Annotated in this window: 19 protein-coding genes; 13 read left to right on the forward strand and 6 right to left on the reverse strand. The window is 65.9% G+C overall.

The features are described 5' to 3' along the window. Positions 1-112 precede the first annotated feature (112 nt). The 3 genes from V0U35_RS01845 (at position 113) to V0U35_RS01855 (ending at position 2,506) form a co-directional block, all read left to right on the forward strand. Entirely contained in the window at positions 113-589 is a 477-nt protein-coding gene (locus V0U35_RS01845) for an eCIS core domain-containing protein (protein ID WP_330194943.1), read from the forward strand. Between the two features lie 48 nt (positions 590-637). Further along, entirely contained in the window at positions 638-1,288 is a 651-nt protein-coding gene (locus V0U35_RS01850) for an alpha-ketoglutarate-dependent dioxygenase AlkB (RefSeq protein ID WP_330194944.1), read from the forward strand. A 123-nt stretch (positions 1,289-1,411) separates the two neighbouring features. Next, a complete protein-coding gene (locus V0U35_RS01855) occupies positions 1,412-2,506 on the forward strand; it encodes a DUF5700 domain-containing putative Zn-dependent protease (protein ID WP_330194945.1) in 1,095 nt (364 codons plus the stop codon). On the opposite strand, the gene V0U35_RS01860 is transcribed toward V0U35_RS01855, so the two are convergent. Together V0U35_RS01860 and hrcA are read right to left on the reverse strand one after the other, a co-directional pair. After that, positions 2,503-3,156: a nucleotide exchange factor GrpE gene (locus tag V0U35_RS01860; protein WP_330194946.1), complete on the reverse strand. Its 654-nt coding sequence runs from the start codon at positions 3,154-3,156 to the stop codon at positions 2,503-2,505. The genes V0U35_RS01855 and V0U35_RS01860 overlap by 4 nt on opposite strands. 26 nt (positions 3,157-3,182) lie before the next feature. After that, positions 3,183-4,253, reverse strand: a complete 1,071-nt coding sequence (gene hrcA, locus V0U35_RS01865) for a heat-inducible transcriptional repressor HrcA (protein ID WP_330194947.1) — start codon at positions 4,251-4,253, stop codon at positions 3,183-3,185. 109 nt (positions 4,254-4,362) lie between these two features. On the opposite strand from hrcA, the gene rph reads away from it, so the two are divergent. Next, positions 4,363-5,076: a ribonuclease PH gene (gene rph / locus V0U35_RS01870; RefSeq protein ID WP_330194948.1), complete on the forward strand. Its 714-nt coding sequence runs from the start codon at positions 4,363-4,365 to the stop codon at positions 5,074-5,076. Here the strand turns inward: rph and V0U35_RS01875 are convergent. From V0U35_RS01875 to V0U35_RS01885, 3 genes are all read right to left on the reverse strand, one after another. Further along, entirely contained in the window at positions 5,073-5,450 is a 378-nt protein-coding gene (locus V0U35_RS01875; RefSeq protein WP_330194949.1) for a YybH family protein, read from the reverse strand. The genes rph and V0U35_RS01875 overlap by 4 nt on opposite strands. Positions 5,451-5,698: 248 nt before the next feature. Beyond that, the gene (locus V0U35_RS01880) at positions 5,699-5,929 is read right to left on the reverse strand and encodes a helix-turn-helix domain-containing protein (protein ID WP_330194950.1); all 231 of its coding nucleotides are present in this window, start codon (positions 5,927-5,929) and stop codon (positions 5,699-5,701) included. 12 nt (positions 5,930-5,941) lie between these two features. Then, a complete protein-coding gene (locus V0U35_RS01885) occupies positions 5,942-6,487 on the reverse strand; it encodes a DUF2975 domain-containing protein (RefSeq protein ID WP_330194951.1) in 546 nt (181 codons plus the stop codon). Positions 6,488-6,865: 378 nt separating this feature from the next. Here V0U35_RS01885 and rdgB point away from each other — a divergent pair, with 378 nt between their 5' ends. Beyond that, complete coding sequence (gene rdgB, locus V0U35_RS01890) at positions 6,866-7,462, forward strand: RdgB/HAM1 family non-canonical purine NTP pyrophosphatase (protein WP_330194952.1); 597 nt, start codon at positions 6,866-6,868, stop codon at positions 7,460-7,462. Then, on the forward strand, positions 7,459-8,601 hold the full coding sequence (hemW, locus tag V0U35_RS01895; protein ID WP_330194953.1) for a radical SAM family heme chaperone HemW: 1,143 nt from the start codon (positions 7,459-7,461) through the stop codon (positions 8,599-8,601). Before rdgB ends, hemW begins: the two co-directional genes overlap by 4 nt. Here hemW and V0U35_RS01900 read toward each other — a convergent pair. Beyond that, on the reverse strand, positions 8,598-9,860 hold the full coding sequence (locus V0U35_RS01900; RefSeq protein WP_330194954.1) for a penicillin-binding protein activator: 1,263 nt from the start codon (positions 9,858-9,860) through the stop codon (positions 8,598-8,600). The genes hemW and V0U35_RS01900 overlap by 4 nt on opposite strands. Between V0U35_RS01900 and rsmI the strand changes: the two genes are divergently transcribed. From rsmI to V0U35_RS01935, 7 genes are all read left to right on the forward strand, one after another. After that, on the forward strand, positions 9,859-10,764 hold the full coding sequence (gene rsmI, locus V0U35_RS01905) for a 16S rRNA (cytidine(1402)-2'-O)-methyltransferase (protein WP_330194955.1): 906 nt from the start codon (positions 9,859-9,861) through the stop codon (positions 10,762-10,764). The genes V0U35_RS01900 and rsmI overlap by 2 nt on opposite strands. Further along, positions 10,761-11,147 (forward strand): YraN family protein, encoded by a 387-nt coding sequence (locus V0U35_RS01910; protein ID WP_330194956.1) that lies wholly within the window; start codon positions 10,761-10,763, stop codon positions 11,145-11,147. The genes rsmI and V0U35_RS01910 overlap by 4 nt, the downstream gene beginning before the upstream one ends. Positions 11,148-11,217: 70 nt before the next feature. Continuing rightward, on the forward strand, positions 11,218-11,907 hold the full coding sequence (locus tag V0U35_RS01915; protein ID WP_330194957.1) for a BON domain-containing protein: 690 nt from the start codon (positions 11,218-11,220) through the stop codon (positions 11,905-11,907). A gap of 44 nt (positions 11,908-11,951) precedes the next feature. Further along, positions 11,952-12,902 carry a glutathione synthase gene (gene gshB, locus V0U35_RS01920; RefSeq protein WP_330194958.1) on the forward strand — a complete coding sequence of 317 codons (951 nt, stop codon included), beginning with the start codon at positions 11,952-11,954 and terminating at the stop codon, positions 12,900-12,902. Between the two features lie 168 nt (positions 12,903-13,070). After that, positions 13,071-14,615, forward strand: a complete 1,545-nt coding sequence (locus V0U35_RS01925) for a YifB family Mg chelatase-like AAA ATPase (RefSeq protein WP_330194959.1) — start codon at positions 13,071-13,073, stop codon at positions 14,613-14,615. Positions 14,616-14,640: 25 nt separating this feature from the next. After that, positions 14,641-16,476 (forward strand): ATP-binding protein, encoded by a 1,836-nt coding sequence (locus tag V0U35_RS01930; protein ID WP_330194960.1) that lies wholly within the window; start codon positions 14,641-14,643, stop codon positions 16,474-16,476. Between the two features lie 15 nt (positions 16,477-16,491). Beyond that, on the forward strand, positions 16,492-18,144 hold the full coding sequence (locus V0U35_RS01935) for an MFS transporter (protein ID WP_330194961.1): 1,653 nt from the start codon (positions 16,492-16,494) through the stop codon (positions 18,142-18,144).

Below are 18,144 nucleotides of genomic sequence, written 5' to 3' on the forward strand. Positions count from 1 at the left end.
AAGGGGTATGGGTATATTGAATCAGGACCGGCTTCATGAGCGGTTCAGGCCAAAATCGTGTAGTCTGCTTGTCAGCGGCGGCCGACCGCCGCGTCAGCGCGGGGAGGCGCACATGAAAGTCTTGATCCCGATCCTGGCCGCTATCACCGTGGCTTTGGCCGGTTCAACCGGTGCGGCGGCGCAGGATGACAATGGCGGCCAGCCGGTCGATGGCGATACGCGCGAACAGATGGAACAGAGCTTCGGCAACGACGCGTCCAATGTCCGCGTCCATACCGATAGTGCTGCCTCAACTGCGGCGGAGACTTCCGGCGCGCAGGCTTACACCACCGGCAATGACGTCGTGTTCGGCGGCGGAGAATACAATCCCGGCAATACGGACGGACAGCGCCTGCTGGGTCATGAACTGACCCATACGGTCCAGCAGCAGCGATCTGTCGCGTCACCGGCCCCGGCCGAGGGCGGGACGGATGCCGAAGCCGATAAAGACGCAGAGACCCGGTTGCCCGAGCGCCTGCGTCACCGAGAGCGCAACACGCGCAATGAGGACGACGACGAAGAGCGGTCCCGGCGCGACCGGCCAGACTGACTCCCAAACCGGGTGGACGGGGAGGCGTGCGAGCGCCATCTAGGGCGCATGGCTGCCAAACCTTCCTTCTCGCCGCCTGACGGCTTCCGCCTTCTGCCCGGGTATTTCGACCGGGCGGCCCAGGCCGCGCTGGTCGAAGCGGTCGTGGCTGCGACCCAAACCGCGCCCTTCTACCGCCCGGCCATGCCGCGCACAGGCCAGAAGCTTTCCGTCACGATGACGAATTTCGGCCCGCTGGGCTGGGTGACCGACCGGGAGAAGGGCTATCGCTACGAGCCGGTCCATCCCGAAACCGGCGCGTCCTGGCCGGCGATGCCAAAGGCGCTGAGCGATCTCTGGGAAGCGGTCGCGGACTTCCCGGCCCCGCCCGAGGCCTGTCTCGTAAATTATTATGGCCCCGATGCGCGGATGGGCCTTCATGTCGACTGGGATGAGGCGGCGACCGATGCTGCCGTGGTCTCGGTGTCGCTGGGCGACAGGGCGCGCTTTCGTGTCGGTGGACCCGAACGCAAGGGCCGGACGGCCTCAATGATCGTCTCCTCGGGCGATGTCGTGGTCCTCGGCGGTGCGGCCCGGCGCAGCTATCACGGTGTCGACCGCATTCATCCGGGCACGTCGACGCTACTCCCCCGGGAGATTTTCCCCGAGGGCGGTCGGATCAATCTGACGATGCGGCGGGTGACGGTGCCGGGGAAATGACGGCGGGGAGACAGGACAGGGTCCTATCCCCCTAGCGTCCGTCCCCCCCGCCGGGCAGGGTTTCGAACCAGAAGGGACGAGATAGGGGCATTCGAAGTGCGCCGGAAATTGATGGGGGGCATCATGATGATCCGCACGCTCGCTCTGGCGGCCAGCGCCACGCTCGCTATCGCGCCTGCAGCCCTGGCCGAGGACTACCCTTGCGCGAACTTTACCATCGGCTTTGATTTTACCGCGCTGGAAAGCCTGACGCCGATCCTGCGTAGGCAAGGCGGCGAGGCCGCGATCGATGCCGCGCTGGAATTGCCGTCGGTTCAGGCCATCGTGCGCAAGCAGACCCAGTCGCATGAGGACCGCTCGACTGCTGAGCGACTGCGTGAAGAACTGCTGGCCTGGCAATCCGGAAGCGAGGGCGAGATCGAGGACCCGGTCTATCCTTTCCCGGACGACGAAACGCTGTCCGGCATGGAGGCCGTGCTTTCCGATTTCCGCGCCGACCCCGAAACACTGATGGCTCCGGCATGCGAACGCCTGTCGGTCTTCCTGCCGGCGGACTACGACACGCCGCTCAATTCGGTCTTCGTCATGGGGGTGAATTCGGCCGGTTTTGCCTTCGGCGATCCGGTTCTCTACATCGGCTTTCACCGCATGTATGACGACCTTCCAGCGCTGGAGCTGGTCCTGGTCCACGAGCTCTATCACGGTGCGCAAGGTGCCTATCGCCCGGTGTCCGAAGAAACCGAAGCGGCCCTCACCGAAGACGAGCGCCGCGTACTCGACTATCTGCGTAATGGCTATCTGGAAGGTTCGGCCATGTGGGTCGCGGACCCGGCTGATTTCGAGGGCGACGGGGCGATGCTGGACTACTTTCAGACCCGGCTGGAGCGCGGCGTCCGTGAGCGCGGCAATCTCTTCACTTTTTTCGAAGCCTCGCTTTACCAGCTGGCGAATGACCCGACGACCGATCCGCGGCGGCATTACTTTGCCGGCTTCACCGGCGAGGAGCGCAATTACAATGTCGGTTACATTATCTCACGCGCCATCGAGGCCAATTATGGCCGCGAACGTTTGGCTCAGGTGATGACCGAGCCGCCGACCGTCTTCTACCGGCTCTATGCCGAAGCAGAAGATCGGAACGGGCCGGAACTGTCCGAGACGTTCCTGGCGATCCTGACCGACATGGAAGCCGCGCTGGAGCGGGCGGAGGCCGAAAACTAGGCCTTCACGTCGACACTGCCATCCGATCCGCCGCCCTCGGCTTCGGCCGGGCCGGTCGAGACCGCGACCATGGCCGCGCGCAGCGTACGCTCGCCAATGACATAACCGGGGGCCATCACGACGGCGATGGTCCCGGACGCGTGTTCGGAGGGAAACTGCGCCGTGGCCTGGTGCCGGTTGGGATCAAAGGCGTCGCCGGGGGCCGGGTCGACCTTTTTCACCCCATGGCGTTCGAATGCCGTCAGCAGGGCGCGCTGGGTCAGTTCCACGCCGTCGGCGAGCTGTTTGCCAGCCTCGCCCATCTCGTCGCGGTTCACCGCATCGAGCGCACGGGCGAGATTGTCCGCGACGCCGAGGAGATCACTGGCGAATTTCGACACCGCATAGTCGCGGGTTTCCTTGACCTCGCGCTCGGCGCGGCGGCGGGTGTTCTGCGCATCGGCGAGCGCGCGCATCATGTCCTCGCGCGCCTTTTCAAGTTCCGCTTCGAGGCGGTCGATCTCGCTGCCGGACTCAGAATCGGCATCCGCCTCGGCCTTTTCCGCTTCGGCGAGGGCTTCGGCTTCGGCCTTCTCGGCCGCCGCGACGATGGATTCGATGTCCTCGTCGTCCACTTCCGGGGTTGCGGGCTTGGTCGTCTTGTCACTCATGTCCGTTCAGGTCCGTTTCGTCCGTGTCACGTCTTCGCACCGTCGAGCAACCTGCCGACGACGCGCGCGGTATAGTCCACCAGCGGAATGACGCGCGCATAGTTCAGCCGCGTCGGGCCGATCACGCCGAGCGCGCCGACAATCCGCTTTTCCTCATTCATATAGGGAGAGACAATCACACTGGAACCCGAGAGGGAGAAGAGGGGATTCTCAGCGCCGATGAAGAGGCGCACGCCCTGTCCGCTTCCAGCCTTTTCCAGCAGGGCAATGAGGTCTTCCTTGCGTTCGAGATCGTCAAACAGCATGCGGATGCGTTCAAGGTCCTGCGTGGCCTCGACGCTTTCGAGCAGGCGGGCGCGGCCGCGCACGATGAGCGAGCGGGCTTCGCCGCCCGACCAGTCCGCGAGACCTTTTTCCACGAGCGCGCTCGCGGCCTCATCAAGCTGGGCGCGGCGTTCGGCGATCTCGGCGCGGATGGCGGCGCTGGCTTCGGTGAGGGATCGTCCCTTCAGGCGCGCAGAAAGGTAATTACCCGCCTCCATCAATGCGGCCGGCGGCAGCCCGTCGGGCGCGGTCATCAGCCGGTTTTCCACCGACCCGTCGGCGAAGACGAGGATGGCGAGGGCTTCGGTTGCCGACATCGGCACGAATTCGACATGCTTCAGCGCGGCTTCCCGGGTCGGGGCGAGCACCAAACCTGCCCCGCCGGCGAGCCCGCCCAGGACCGAGGACGCTTCGGAGAGCAGGTCATTGATATTGCGCGACGTTCCGGCAACGCGGGTCTCGATGGACTTGCGTTCTTCAGCCCCGAGATCGCCGACCTGGAGAAGCCCGTCGACAAACAGGCGAAGCCCGGCATGGGTCGGCATGCGCCCGGCGCTCTGGTGCGGTGCCGAGAGCAGGCCGAGTGCGGCGAGATCCGCCATGGTGTTGCGGATCGAGGCGGGTGACAGGGCTACGCCGTCTTTCTGTGACAGGGTGCGCGAACCGACCGGCTCACCGGTGTCGAGATAGGCCTGCACGATCTCGCGGAATATCGCGCGCGAGCGACCATCGAGATCGGCGAGGCTGGGGGTGGATCGCGGCGTGTCGGTCATGATGATCGTTGAGTTAGGGCAAGGGGGCGGGGCTTGCAATCGGGGCGAGGCTTTACCCCCGCCCGGCGGGCGTCTAGACGGGGGCACTTGAACCGGAATGGAGTCTCCCATGCGTCCTTACGGCCGCGCTGCCGACGCGCTGCGCACGATAGAAATCGAGACCGGCGTTTCGCCCTATGCGGAAGGCTCCTGCCTGATCAAGTGCGGCAATACCCACGTTTTGTGTACCGCCAGCGTGGAAGAGAATGTCCCGCCCTGGATGCGCAATTCGGGCAAGGGCTGGGTGACCGCCGAATACGGCATGCTACCGCGTGCGACCCATACGCGCGGACGGCGCGAGGCCGCCGCCGGGAAACAGTCGGGCCGGACGCAGGAAATCCAGCGCCTGATCGGACGCTCGCTGCGCGCGGTGGTCGATCTCAGGAAGCTCGGCGAGCGCCAGATCACGCTCGACTGCGACGTCATCCAGGCCGATGGCGGCACGCGCACGGCGGCGATCACCGGGGCGTGGGTAGCGCTGTCGCGCGCCTGCAACTGGCTGGTCGAGGAGGGCGTGCTGGACGTGAGCCCGGTCCACGGTCAGATCGCGGCGGTATCGTGCGGCCTCGTCGGAGGGGAAGCGCGGCTCGATCTCGAATACGAGGAAGACCGGGTGGCGGAAACGGACGCCAATTTCGTGCTGACCGATGACGGCGGTGTCGTCGAGATCCAGGCGACGGCGGAAGACAAGCCGATGCCGGCGAGCGCGTTCGACGACCTCTTCACGCTCGCGCGAAAAGGGGTGAAGGAACTGGTCGGGATCCAGCGGTCCGCGATCGGCTAGCGGTCGATCTGCCAGGACAAGCCGGCGAGTTTCCAGCCCGTGCTTTCCCGCCTCAACACCCAGAGGTGGCGGCCCTGAACGGTCACGGTCTCACCCGCGTTGTCGAAATGCGTGGTAAAGCGGGCCGATTTCCAGCCATGCACAGGTCCCGCCTCGATGACCTCGTCGGAAATCACGATCTCCCGGATTGGAAAGGGACCCTTGGCGGCGGCAAGCGCCACGTCAATGCCAGTCACGGCCGGGCCGTCGTCCGGCCAGAGGGTGATGTCCTCACACATGAACTGACGTAACCGGTTTGAATCATTGGCGCGTTCCGCGGTGACCCAGTCGGCCTGCAAGGCGAGAATGGCCATCCTGTCGCTGGTACTCGTCATCCGTGGCTCCGCATTGGTTTCGGATAGAAGCGCTTGCCCTGATTGCGGAAATTGTCAATCCTGCGATAAAGAGAAGGCGGCGGGAGCGCGCTGGGGGGCTGAAAATGGCCCGTCCGGCTCTCACACTTGGGAAGGGGCTAGGACCGCACAGGCCCGCCCCCGCCGCCTCTTCAAGGGCCCCGTCTCCGTCACAGGGAGGTCGGGGCCTTTTCCTGACCGGCCCTTGAGGTGGGGTCCAGGGGCCGGCTTTAATCCTCTTCATCGTCGCCCGGCTCGCTCTCGTCGAAGACGAGGAGGTCGCCCGGCTGGCATTTCAGTTCGCGGCACAGCGCCTCCAGCGTGGAGAAGCGCACCGCCTTGGCCTTGCCGGTTTTCAGGATGGACAGGTTTGCCATCGTAATACCGACACGGTCACACAACTCTGTGAGCGACATGCGCCGCTCGAGAAGCATCCGGTCGAGGGTGACGCGAATGGACATGGTTCGCGCCTCCTAGATTGTCAGCTTCTGTTCCTGGCGCATTCGCGCGCCTTCCCGGAACACTTCGGAGAGCACCATGAGCGCGACAACCGCGAACCAGGCTCCGAGATTGATATTCAGCGTCGCCTCGATTTCCGCGCCGCGTGCGACCGGCAGGTCGAACAGCGTCAGCGACAGGGCGACCATGGCGCGGGCGACATAGCCCACCGCCTGGTAGATCGCGACCGCGAAGGCAATGACCCGCAAATGGCCGGCATTTTCCGGCACGAAGGGGTCGCCCGCGATCAGCGTGGCGAACATGCGGCGCAACCGGTCGACCAGGACCAGGAGCGTCACGATCTCGGCGACAAAGAGCGGGAAGGACAGGATTTCGGCCGCGTCGAGCCGCGCCAAAACCGTCTCCAGCACCGAAGCGCCGACGAATTTCATGATGAAGCCGACGATCACGAGGACCATCGTTGCCGAGACGACGACCAGCGCCGCCCAGAGCAGATACCAGGTCACATCGAGAGCGCGTTTGAGCACACCGACGAGTGTCACCCGTCCTGTTTGCGTCATACCTCATCCTTCCACGGCCCGGTGCGGGGTCCGCCGGTGCGGTCAGACTGTCTGCCACACCGGCGGCCGCCCGGGCCACCCCGGTCACGCGATCGTCGGGGCGACCGCAAAGACCACTCCGGCACCCACCGAGAGCAACAGCACCGCGTTGAACGCGACCATTGCGATGGAGCGTGCCATCGAATCAAAGGACCTGACCATTTTCATTCTCCGTTACGTTAGTGTTCGACCAAACCGTTTGCGTTTGTTATCCGGACGATCATTTCCGCCGCCCGTGGATTTATCGATAAACATAAAATTTCGGGCGCGCAAGCAAAAAATATCGTTTTTCGATATGAATTTTTTGAAAGACGATAAAATATCTGAAAGGTTTGCCCCGTGAGACAAGTCCCTGAATGGGTTTTGGCGACCCATAATCCCGGCAAAATCAAGGAGTTGACCGGACTGCTCACGCCGAGGGGAATCGTGCTGCGCAGTGCTGCAGATTTTTCGCTTTCTGAACCCGATGAAACCGAAACGACATTTGCCGGCAATGCCGCGCTGAAGGCCCGTGCGGTCATGGAGGCCACGGGCCTGACCGCCCTGGCTGATGATTCCGGGCTTTCCGTCACGGCACTGGGCGGCGCGCCGGGCGTCTACTCGGCCGACTGGGCGGGAGAGCCCCGTGATTTCGACCGGGCGATGGGCCGGGTGTGGACCGAACTCGCCGATAGTGGTTCGACCGACCGGAGCGCAGCCTTCGTCTGCACGCTGGCGCTGCTGGAGCCGGGCGGTGAGCCACGCTTCTATGAGGGCCGGGTAGGCGGGACGATCGTGTGGCCGCCGCGCGGAGAAGGCGGATTCGGCTATGACCCGATCTTCGTGCCCGAGGGCGAAAACCGCACCTTCGCGGAAATGGGTGCGGACGAAAAAAAGGCGCTGAGTCATCGCGGCCGCGCGCTGGCTGCGCTCATGGCCGCTGAATTCGGGTCATGACACCTTCCCTCGGCCTCTATCTCCACTGGCCGTATTGCGCGCGGATCTGCCCCTATTGCGATTTCAACGTCTACAAGTCGCGCGCCAGCCATGACGATCTGGTCGATGCGATTCTCGCCGACATGGGTCACTGGCGCGAGCTGACCGGCAAACGCCCGCTCGCCTCCATCCATTTCGGCGGCGGCACGCCCTCTCTCCTCAAACCCGCTCAGCTTGAACACCTGATTGCGCGGGCTGAAGACTTGTGGGGGCTCGAGGCCGGAATCGAGATCGGGCTGGAAGCCAATCCGGATGACCAGGCCGCCTTCGCCGGGTTGGCCGCTGCCGGGGCGAACCGGTTGTCGCTGGGCGTGCAGAGTTTCGATGACGCCGCCCTCAAGGCCCTGGGCCGTGCCCATGACGGGGACGGTGCGCGGGCGGCAATCAAGGCGGCGCAGGCGGCGTTCCCGCGTGTCTCCTTCGACATGATCTATGCGCTGGAGGGTCAGGGTCTTGATGACTGGCGTGGCGAACTATCCGAAGCCATCGATTACGGCACCGAACATCTCTCGCTTTACCAGCTAACCATCGAGCCGGGCACCGCCTTTGCGAAACGGGTGGAACGCGGCGCGCTCATTCCGCCCGGAGAGGACCTCGCCGCCGATCTCTATGCGCTGACGCAGGAGCTATGCGCCAAAGCGGGTCTGGAGGCCTACGAGATTTCCAACCATGCGCGCGGCGTTTCCGCGCAATCGGTTCACAACCGTCTCTACTGGACGGGCGGAGACTGGATCGGTGTCGGGCCGGGCGCACACGGGCGGCTGGGGTCCGCGTCCGGCGGCGGGCGGCTGGCCACCGAAGCGCGGGCGCGGCCCGAGGCCTACCGGGCTGGGGTAACAGAGACCGGGCGCGGGCATGGCGCACCGGAAATCCTCAGCGCCGATGCCGAAGCCGCCGAACGCATCCTGATGGGGTTACGCATTACCGACGGGCTGGACCGGGCTGCCCTGCGGGCCGCCACGGGGCGCGATATTGATATCGGTGCGGCCGAACGCTACGCCCGGCAGGGCCTGCTGACACTCACCCCGGACCGGGTCGCTTTGACACCAGAGGCCCGGGTCTATGGCGACCGGATGGCCAATGAGCTGGTACCCGACTAGAAGCCCGCGGGCTCGAAACTGCGCGGTGCGGGTTCGATCACGGTAAATCCACCACGCCCGACCGAGTAGACGGCGAGGCCGCGCTCGATCCGCCCGTCGGCCCGGAAACGGAAGAGGCCGTCCGCGCCGAGGAAGCCTTCAGGATCTTCGACCGCCGCGCGCGTAAACCCGTCGCGCGCCCCGGCCAGATGCAGGGTCAGCAACACGCCGTCATAGGCCTGACTGGCAATGCGGGAGGGGGCTTCGCCATAGGCGGCTTCGTAGCTCGCCACGAAACGGGACCGGGCGGCTTCGTCCGGACCGGCAAACCAGCCCCCGCGCAAGACCGGCTCGCGAATGGTCTCGGGATCGTTCCACAGGCCGGTGCCAAGGAAGCGAACTTCGGCCGGGTCAACATCATGATAGGGCAGGAGCGGGCCCAGCATGCGCAGGCGGACCCCGCCCTCGGGCAACATCACCGCCTCATAGCCGGTATCGGACCGGGCCAGCCGCGCTGCGGCGCTGGTCATGGCTTCCACGCCGCCCGAATAGGGCTCGCTGGCGACGAGACTGCCGCCGCCCATGCGGGATTCGGTGTCCATCGCATCGCGGACAATATTGCCATAGGCCCCGGTCGGTCCGAGATAGGCGAAGCGGGAAAGACCGGTGCGCGTCGCATATTCGATGACGCGTGCGACCTCGGTTTCCGGCGGGAAGCTGAGGAGATAAACGCCATTGCCCGCGACACTGCCATCGGTCGAGAAAGCGATGACCGGCACGTCATAGCTTCTGGCTTCATCACCCGCGGCGCGGGCGGCAGTCCCGAAAAGCGGACCAAGAATGATGTCAGCCCCGTCGCGGACGGCGGCCTGGGTCGCCTGGCGCGCCCCGCTGGCCGTCCCGCCCGTATCCTTGGGCATCAGGACGATATCGCCGGTACCGTGTTCGAAGAGGGCGAGCTGGGCTGCATTGAGCAGCTGGATCGCTTCGGCCCGCGCGCCGGAATTCTCGGCGGAGAAGGGCAGGAGGATGGCGGCGCGCACCAGTTCGCGGCCTTCCATGTGCGGCGGGATCAGACCGGTAAAGCGCGGTGGCTGCGGGGTGGGATCGACCGGTTCGGGATCCTCGACCTCGACGGGCGGCGGCTGGGGCGGCACATAGACCGGGCCCGGATCGCGGGGCGGGGCCGGTGTCGCACAGGCGGCAACGGCCAGAAGCGCCGCAGCAACAAGGCATTTGGGCAATGCGCCGAAGGCGCTTAAAGGTGTAGACAGAGACATGAGCGAACCGCCGAAAACCACTGCCGGGAAAGCTAGCCCTCCCGTGCCGGGGCCGCAACCGGTCGCGGCGGGTTTGCACCTTGTCGCGACCCCGATCGGCAATCTGCGCGACATCACGTTGCGCGCGCTCGACACGCTCCATGCCGCGGACCGCATCTATGCCGAGGACACCCGCGTGGCGCGCAAACTGCTCGACGCCTATGGCGTTTCCGCGAAGCCACGCCCCTGTCATGACCACAATGAAGACCGGGTGACGCCGGAGATTCTCGCTGCCCTGGAAGCGGGAGAGACAGTGGCGCTGGTCTCGGACGCGGGAACGCCCCTGGTTTCTGACCCCGGTTTCCGCCTGGCCCGCGCGGCACTCGAAGCCGGGCATCGCGTCCACAGCCTGCCCGGGGCCTGCGCACCCATTGCGGCGCTGACCATATCGGGCCTGCCGAGCGACACGTTTCTCTTCGACGGGTTTCCGCCATCGAAAACCGCCGCACGCAAGAAGCGGTTTGAAGTGCTGAGAACCGTGCCGGCGACGCTGGTTTTCTTTGAATCCGCGCAGCGGCTCGCCGCGAGCCTTTCCGACATGGCGAAGGTGTTCGGTTCGCGCCCGGCGGCGGTGGCGCGCGAACTGACCAAGAAATTCGAGGAAGTCCGGCGCGGCACGCTCGATGACCTGGCGGCCCACTATGACGCCGAGGGTCCGCCGCGCGGCGAGATCGTCGTGTTGTGCGGCCCGCCGGAAGCCGGGTCGCTCGACTGGGGCGAGGCCGACGTCGATGCTGCGCTTGCCGAAGCCGTCCCGGCGCTGGGGGTGAAGGGCGCGTCGCAGGCCGTTGCCGGCGTGTCGGGCTGGTCGAAGCGCGATCTCTATGCCCGCGCGCAAGCCTTGAAGGATAGCGGCACGCCATGACCGGCAAGCGCCAGGCGGCCGAGGCGCGCGGACGCCGGGCCGAGACGCTGACCGCGATCTGGCTGATGGCGAAGGGCTACCGCATTCTCGCCCGGCGGGCGCGAACGCCCTATGGCGAGCTGGACCTGGTGGCAAAGCGCGGACCTGTCCTCGCCTTCGTCGAGGTCAAGACCAGCGACAAGCAAGGCCGGGCCGTCCACGCCCTGTCACCGCGCCAGCAGGGGCGGCTGATCCGGGCTGGTGCGTGGTTTCGCAGCCGCTCGGACGAGTTTGCCAGACTTCAGCCGCGATTCGACCTGATGATCATCGAGCCGGGACGCTGGCCGGAACACCGGCGCGGGGCCTGGCAGGCCGAGGGCCGCGATGCGCTCGACCTAAACTGATCGGTTACGTCTGGCGGGCGAGACTCTGGCTCGAAGTGATTCGCACCGCCTTTTATCGGAGACCTCCCCCATGTCCCTGCGTGCAAGCTGCCTCGCCCTTTCCCTCCTGATGCTGGCCGGCTGCGCCGCGGTCCAGCCTGAACGGTCCGTCGGACGGGGGCTGGATGACACCAACGCCTCCATCTCGATCAAGGCGGCCATGTTGCGCGCGGAAGGTTATGCGCTGGAAGGCGCGGACGTGGAGGTCACTGACGGGGTCGCCCTCATCACCGGGACCGTGCCGCGCGAAGCCGACCGGCAGATGGCCGAATGCCTCGCCTGGTCGGCGCTGGCGGTACGCGCGGTACAAAACGAGCTGAGAATCTCCGCCGCCACGGACATCCGCGACCGGTCCCGCGATGCCTGGATTTCCCAGCGCGTCTCCTCGCGCCTGTTGCGCGACCGCTCCATCCGCAGCGTCAACTATAATGTAGAGGCGCATGACGGGACCGTTTATCTCCTCGGCGTCGCGCGCACGCGCGGCGAGCTGGAACGCGCCGCCGCCCATGCCGCGCTGGTTGACGGGGTCAGCGATGTCGTCACCTATGTGCGGGTGATCGGAGAGGCCTCTGAACCCGTCGCGCGCGGCGAACGCCAGGCGCGGGCCTGTGCGGGCGAAGCGGTTCCGACCATGGACGGACAGGGCAATGAGCTGATGGGTGCGCCCGACATGGACGCGCCCGAGGAAGTGCGCACAGCGCCGGTCCGTCCGATCGACTAGAGGCCCGCCCGATAACGGGCGGTATTGAGGGACAGACGAGCGACATGGTCTTGCGCGTAGCGGTCCAGATGGACCCGATTTCCGGCGTTGATATTCGCGGCGACACCAGTTTCGCCCTCATCGAGACCGCGCAGGCGCGCGGCGCGAAAGTGTGGACCTATCAACCCAAACATCTGTCCTGGAATGAGGGGCGGATCACCGCCGTCGCCCGCCCGGTCACGGTGCGCCGCGAACAGGGCAACCATGCCGACGAGGGCGCGCCGGAAACGCTCGATCTCGCTGAAGACATCGACGTCATCCTGATGCGTCAGGACCCGCCCTTTGACATGGGCTATATCACCGCGGCGCACATTCTCGAGGAACTCAAGGGCCGCACGCTGGTGCTCAACGATCCCGAATGGGTTCGCTCCAGCCCGGAAAAACTCCTGCCGCTGAAATTTCCCGACCTCATTCCACCGACGCTGATTTCGCGCGACCTCGACGCGATCAAGGCATTCCGGAAAACCCATCGCGACATCATTTTGAAGCCCCTCTACGGCAATGGCGGGGCGGGCGTGTTCCGGGTCAAGGAAGACGACGGCAATTTCTCCGCGCTCACCGAAATGTTCTTCGCTGCCAGCCGCGAGCCGATCATTGCCCAAGCTTTCCTGCCCGTGGTCAGCGAGGGCGACCGGCGCGTCATCCTCATTGACGGGGAGGGCGTCGGGGTCATCAATCGCCGCCCGCAGCCCGGCGAAACGCGCTCGAACATGCATGTCGGCGGCGCAGCAGAACCGGCCGAGCTCTCCGAAGCCGACCGGCATATCTGCGCGCGGATCGGGCCATTGCTGAAAGAGCGCGGCCTTGTCCTCGTCGGGATCGACGTGATCGGCGACCGGCTGACCGAGATCAATGTCACCTCGCCGACGGGCGTGCAGGAGCTGAAACGCTTCTCCGGCGTCGATGCTTCGGCCTTGTTCTGGGACGCGGTCGACCGGCGGCTGAAAACGGGCTGATTTCACCCTGCGGTTGACTCGCGCCGCATTTTCGTTCTTTAAATGTTCCTGTTTTGATCTGGCGTGTTCCACGCCCTGTGGAAAACTCCGCTGATTCCAGAGGTTTAGCCCCTGAAGTTGCGGAACATGTGCTTGCACGGGGCCGGCGGAATTCGGGGGAGGACGGGAATGGCGGCACGCACGATGACAGTGGCGTTCGAGGGTGCGCAGGCGCGCCGGGTCGATGTCCAGGTGCAGGTCGCTGGCGGGCTGCCCGCCTTTTCCGTGGTGGGCCTCGCCGACAAGGCGGTCGCGGAAAGCCGTGACCGGGTGCGCGCCGCTTTCGCTGCAATCGGCCTGTCGATGCCGCCCGACCGGGTGATCGTCAATCTTGCCCCGGCTGATCTGCCCAAAGAGGGCGCGCATTTCGACTTGCCAATCGCCATCGGCCTTATGGCGACGCTGGGTGTCATCCCCCACGATGCAGCGGCGGAACATTTCGCCATCGGCGAGCTGGGGCTGGATGGCTCGATTGCGTCAACGCCGGGCGCGCTGCCTGCCGCCATGGCCGCGTCCGAGGCCGGTGCGGGCTTTATCTGCCCGGCAGCCTGCGGCCCCGAAGCGGCCTGGGCGGGCGGCGACCTCTCCATTCTCGCGCCGCAATCGCTCATCCAGCTGGTCAATCATTTCAAGGGGACACAGCTTCTCTCCCGCCCCGCGCCCGGCGATCTCATTGACGGCGCGCTCGATACCGATCTGCGCGACGTGAAGGGCCAGGAAAGCGCCAAGCGCGCACTCGAAATCGCCGCCGCCGGCGGGCATAATCTCCTGATGACCGGCCCGCCCGGGGCCGGCAAGTCGATGATGGCCCAGCGCCTGCCGGGTCTTCTCCCGCCGCTCTCCGCGCAAGAGCTTCTGGAAGTCTCGATGATCCAGTCGGTCGCGGGACTGCTGGAGCGCGGACGCCTAACCCGTACCCGGCCTTATCGGGCCCCGCACCATTCGGCGTCGATGGCGGCAATGGTCGGGGGCGGTCAGAAAGCGAAACCGGGCGAGGCCTCGCTCGCCCATCGCGGCGTGCTCTTCCTCGACGAATTGCCGGAGTTTCACCCCCAGGTACTCGATTCGCTGCGCCAGCCGCTCGAAACCGGCGAAATCGTGGTCGCCCGCGCCAACGCCCATGTCACCTATCCGGCCCGCTTCCAGCTGATCGCGGCGATGAATCCCTGCCGTTGCGGCTGGGCGGGGGCCAATGGCGAGGCCTGCAAGCGCGGTCCGCGCTGCGCGGCGGACTATCAGGCCCGCGTCTCCGGCCCGCTGATGGACCGGATCGATTTGCATGTGGACGTCCCGCCCGTCACGCCCGCCGATCTCGCCTTGCCGCCGCCGGTGGAAGGCACCGCCGAGGCGGCGGCCCGGGTCGCCGCGGCGCGCGAAGCGCAGAATGAGCGCGGGCGGCTCAATGCCCAACTGTCGGCAGACCTCCTCGATCATGTCGCCGAGCCTGACGCTGGCGGTCGCGCGCTGGTCAACCAGGCCGCCGAGGCGATGGGGCTGACCGCGCGCGGCTATCACCGCGTGTTGCGCGCCGCGCGCACCATAGCCGATCTCGACGGATCGGACGGGGTCAGGCGCATCCACATCGCCGAAGCCCTGTCGCTGCGCCGCGCCGCGGAAGGCGCACGGGGCGGCGGATTATCGAAAAATCACGTGTCCACGAAAGCGCTTCCTTAACGCCTCAGGGCGTAAAAGGATCGTGATGAGCGATCCGATGCCCCCCTCCTCGCCGCGCGATGATGCGGCTGCCGCGCTCGCCGCGCTTGATGCGGCCGGCGAGATGATCCTGGCGCGCGCCGCGGATGGGCGCGTCACCCTTGTCAATCACGCCTTCCTCGCGGCTTTTGGCGGCACGCGATCCGACTGGACAGGCCGCTGGTTCGCCGTTGCCCCGGCGGGACCAGCCGGCGGCGGTTCGCGGCGCTATGATGCGTTGATGCGGACCCGTTCCGGCATGCGTTGGGTGGAGTGGGACGAGCGCCCCGCACCCGATGGCGGCTCGGTCGCCACAGGCCGCGACGTGACGCACCGGCGCAATGCCGATGAAGAGCGCGCCGCCGAGGACGCGGCCAAGGCACGCTTCTTTGCCTCGATCACGCACGAGATGCGCACCCCGCTCGCCGGGGCGATGGGCATGGCGCGGCTCCTGACCGGAACGCCGCTGCGTCCCGACCAGCGCGAATATGTCCGTGCGATTGAAGACACGTCGGGCCATGCGCTCGACCTGATCGACGAAATTCTCGACCTCTCCCGCATAGAGGCCGGAAAGCTCGAGCTTCGTCCTGAACCGGTCGGCCTGGCAGCCCTCACCCGCGACGTCACCGAGTTGCTCGCCCCAAGGGCCGAGTCGAAAGGGTTGTCACTGGCGACAGTCCTCACCGAAACCGCGCCGGAAGAAGTGCTCGCCGATTGTGCGCGTCTGAAACAGATTCTCTTCAACCTCGTCGGCAATGCGGTGAAATACACGCGCGAAGGCGGGGTCCGGCTCGACGTGTCGGGCGATACCGACAGCGAAAGCCGGGCGCGCCTGGTGCTGACCGTTCGCGATACCGGTCCCGGGATTTCCGAATCCGACCAGGCTGCCCTGTTCGAGGAATTCGAACGCGGCGCGGCGGAGCGCGAGAATTACGCCGAAGGCGCAGGGCTGGGCCTGGCGATGGTCAAACGCCTCGTCGAGGCGATGCAGGGCGATGTCGGCGTGGAAAGCCGCCTGGGCGAAGGCGCGGTATTCTGGGTCTCGCTGCCCCTTCCGGTCCGTGCCGGCCCGTCGGCCACGCGGCCGCTCAAGGGCACGCGGCTCGCCGTGGCCTGTCCCAATGCGGTCGAACGCGGCGCGCTTGCTGACCAGGCCCGCGCGCTTGGGGCCGAGGCGATCGAGATCGCCAGCCCCTCGCGCCTGTCGCAGGCCGCGGGCGGAATTCTGCTCATTCATGCCGGCTGGGCGAACGAGGTTCATGCCGCGCGCGCCAGCCGGGCGCTCATCCTCGTCAATGCCGAGCGCAAGGACGTGATCAAGTCCGCGCCGCCGCCCGGGATCCAGGGCTGGCTGGTTACGCCGGTGCGCCGCACGTCTCTCGCGCGTTTCGCCGTGTCGCCGTCGGCCCGCGAGGGGCGGGGCGAAAGCGAACCCGCCGAGGGTTGGCCGCTGACCGGGTTGCGCGTGCTGGTCGCCGAGGACGATCCGGTCAACGCACTGATCGCGGAAAAGACTCTGCAACGCCTCGGTGCACTGCCCGAACGGGCGAAGGACGGGGCGGAAGCGATTGAGCGCCTGCGCGCCGGCGGGCTGGATGCGGCGCTCGTCGATGTCCGCATGCCCGAGCTTGACGGTCCCGGCGTTGCCCGCGCGGCGCGGGAGGAAAAACTCGGCATCCCGCTGATTGCACTCACCGCCAACGCGACCGAGGCCGACCGCAAGCTTTGCCTCGAGGCCGGGATGGATGCGTTTCTGGCCAAGCCGGTGGACCCGGACGCGCTCGTCGAAACCCTCACGCGCTTGTGCAAAGGCCAAAAGCGGTTAAGGCTCGTCTCCGGATAGGACGGAGGCGAGAGCATGGCTGACGCGACGGTGGACCGGGACACCCGGACTTGGCTGGAAACCGCGAAGGTCTATTTCACCCCTGTCATGCTCTCCATGCTGGTGCTCGGCTTCGCCTCGGGCCTGCCGCTCTACATGGTGTTCCAGAAGCTGAGCTACTGGCTGCGCGATGTCGGGATCGACCGTTCTACCATCGGCTTCTTCTACTGGGTGACGCTCGCCTATTCTTTCAAGTTTCTCTGGGCCCCGGTCGTCGACCGGTTCAAGATTCCGGTCCTTCACGCAATGCTCGGCGCGCGCCGGTCCTGGATCGTCACGGCGATTACCGGAACGGTGATCGCGCTCTGCCTCATCGCTGTGACCGACCCGACCGGTGCGCATTACCGCACCAGCGCGGACGGAACCCGCCTCGCCGAAATCAGCGCCGGTGAATATGCGCTTTTGATGGACTCGCTCGATCACGCGATCACCGAGGAAGAGGTCGATGCCGAGGAAGCCACCGCGCTGAGGCAGGCACCCGAGCGGGGTGTTTCTGAGGACGGGACCGAAACCGCGGCCATTCCGGTCGAGGATCATCGCCGCCTGCTGCAACTCATCGAAACCGACGAACATTTCTCGCAGCTCAAGGAATTCCGGACGTTCTGGATCCTCTTGCCCATCGCTATCGCCGCGCTGCTTCTGGCCTATTCGGGCGCGACGTTGGATGTCGCCATCGACGCGTGGCGGATCGAGTCGGCCCCGAACCGGATGCAGGCCAACATGGCTGCTGCCTATTCGCTGGGCTACCGCTTTGCCTATCTGATGTCCGGTTTGGGGCTCGCGATCTCAGCCTGGGCGAACTGGAACTGGTCCTTCCTCGTCATGGCGGCGGCCATGGCCGTATCGGCCTTCCTGGTCTTCTTCATGAAGGAGCCTGCGGCCGGGGCCGGCAAGCGCGAGCTCAAAGGAAACTTCCCGCAGAAAGTGGCCAGCGCGGTCTGGGAGCCGCTTTACCAGTTCTTCGCCCTGCTGCGCTGGTGGATCGTGCCGGTCATCCTCTTCGTGATGATCTACCGCATGTCGGACTTCACCATGGGCGTGATGGCCAGCCCGCTCTATTCCGATCTCGGATTCGACCGCGCCATCGTCGGCGGCATTCAGGGCGGGCCGGGCCTGATCGCGACCATGACCGGCCTCTTCATCGGCGGGGTGGCAGTTTACCGCTTCGGCCTGATGAAGGCGATGGTCATCGGTCTCGTCATCACCTTCATCACCAACGGTGCCTATGCCTGGCTCGCCGGGACAGCCGGTTCGGATGAGTACTGGAAACTGACCGTCGCCATTGTGGGTGACAATCTCGCCGGCGGTTTCGTGACAACGGCCTTCATCGCCTACATGTCCAGCCTCGTCGATCCGGCCAATGCCGCGACGCAATACGCACTGCTGGCATCCTTTTATGCGCTGGTATCAAAATTCCTGTCCGGGTTTTCCGGTGTGCTGGCCGATGCGGTCGGTTGGGTGAATTTCTTCATCATCACAGCAGGTTACACACTGCCTGCAGCGGTTCTGCTTTTCTATCTCATGATGGCCGGACCGAAGGCCGCGAAAGGCCTGCATAAATTCGCAGAACGGGAACTCGCCAAACCGGCGGGCACGACCGCTGACGACCCGCCGCCCGAACGCGCGTAA

It is taken from the genome of Hyphobacterium marinum (genome assembly GCF_036330325.1).
Classification (GTDB): Bacteria; Pseudomonadota; Alphaproteobacteria; order Caulobacterales; family Maricaulaceae; genus Hyphobacterium; species Hyphobacterium marinum.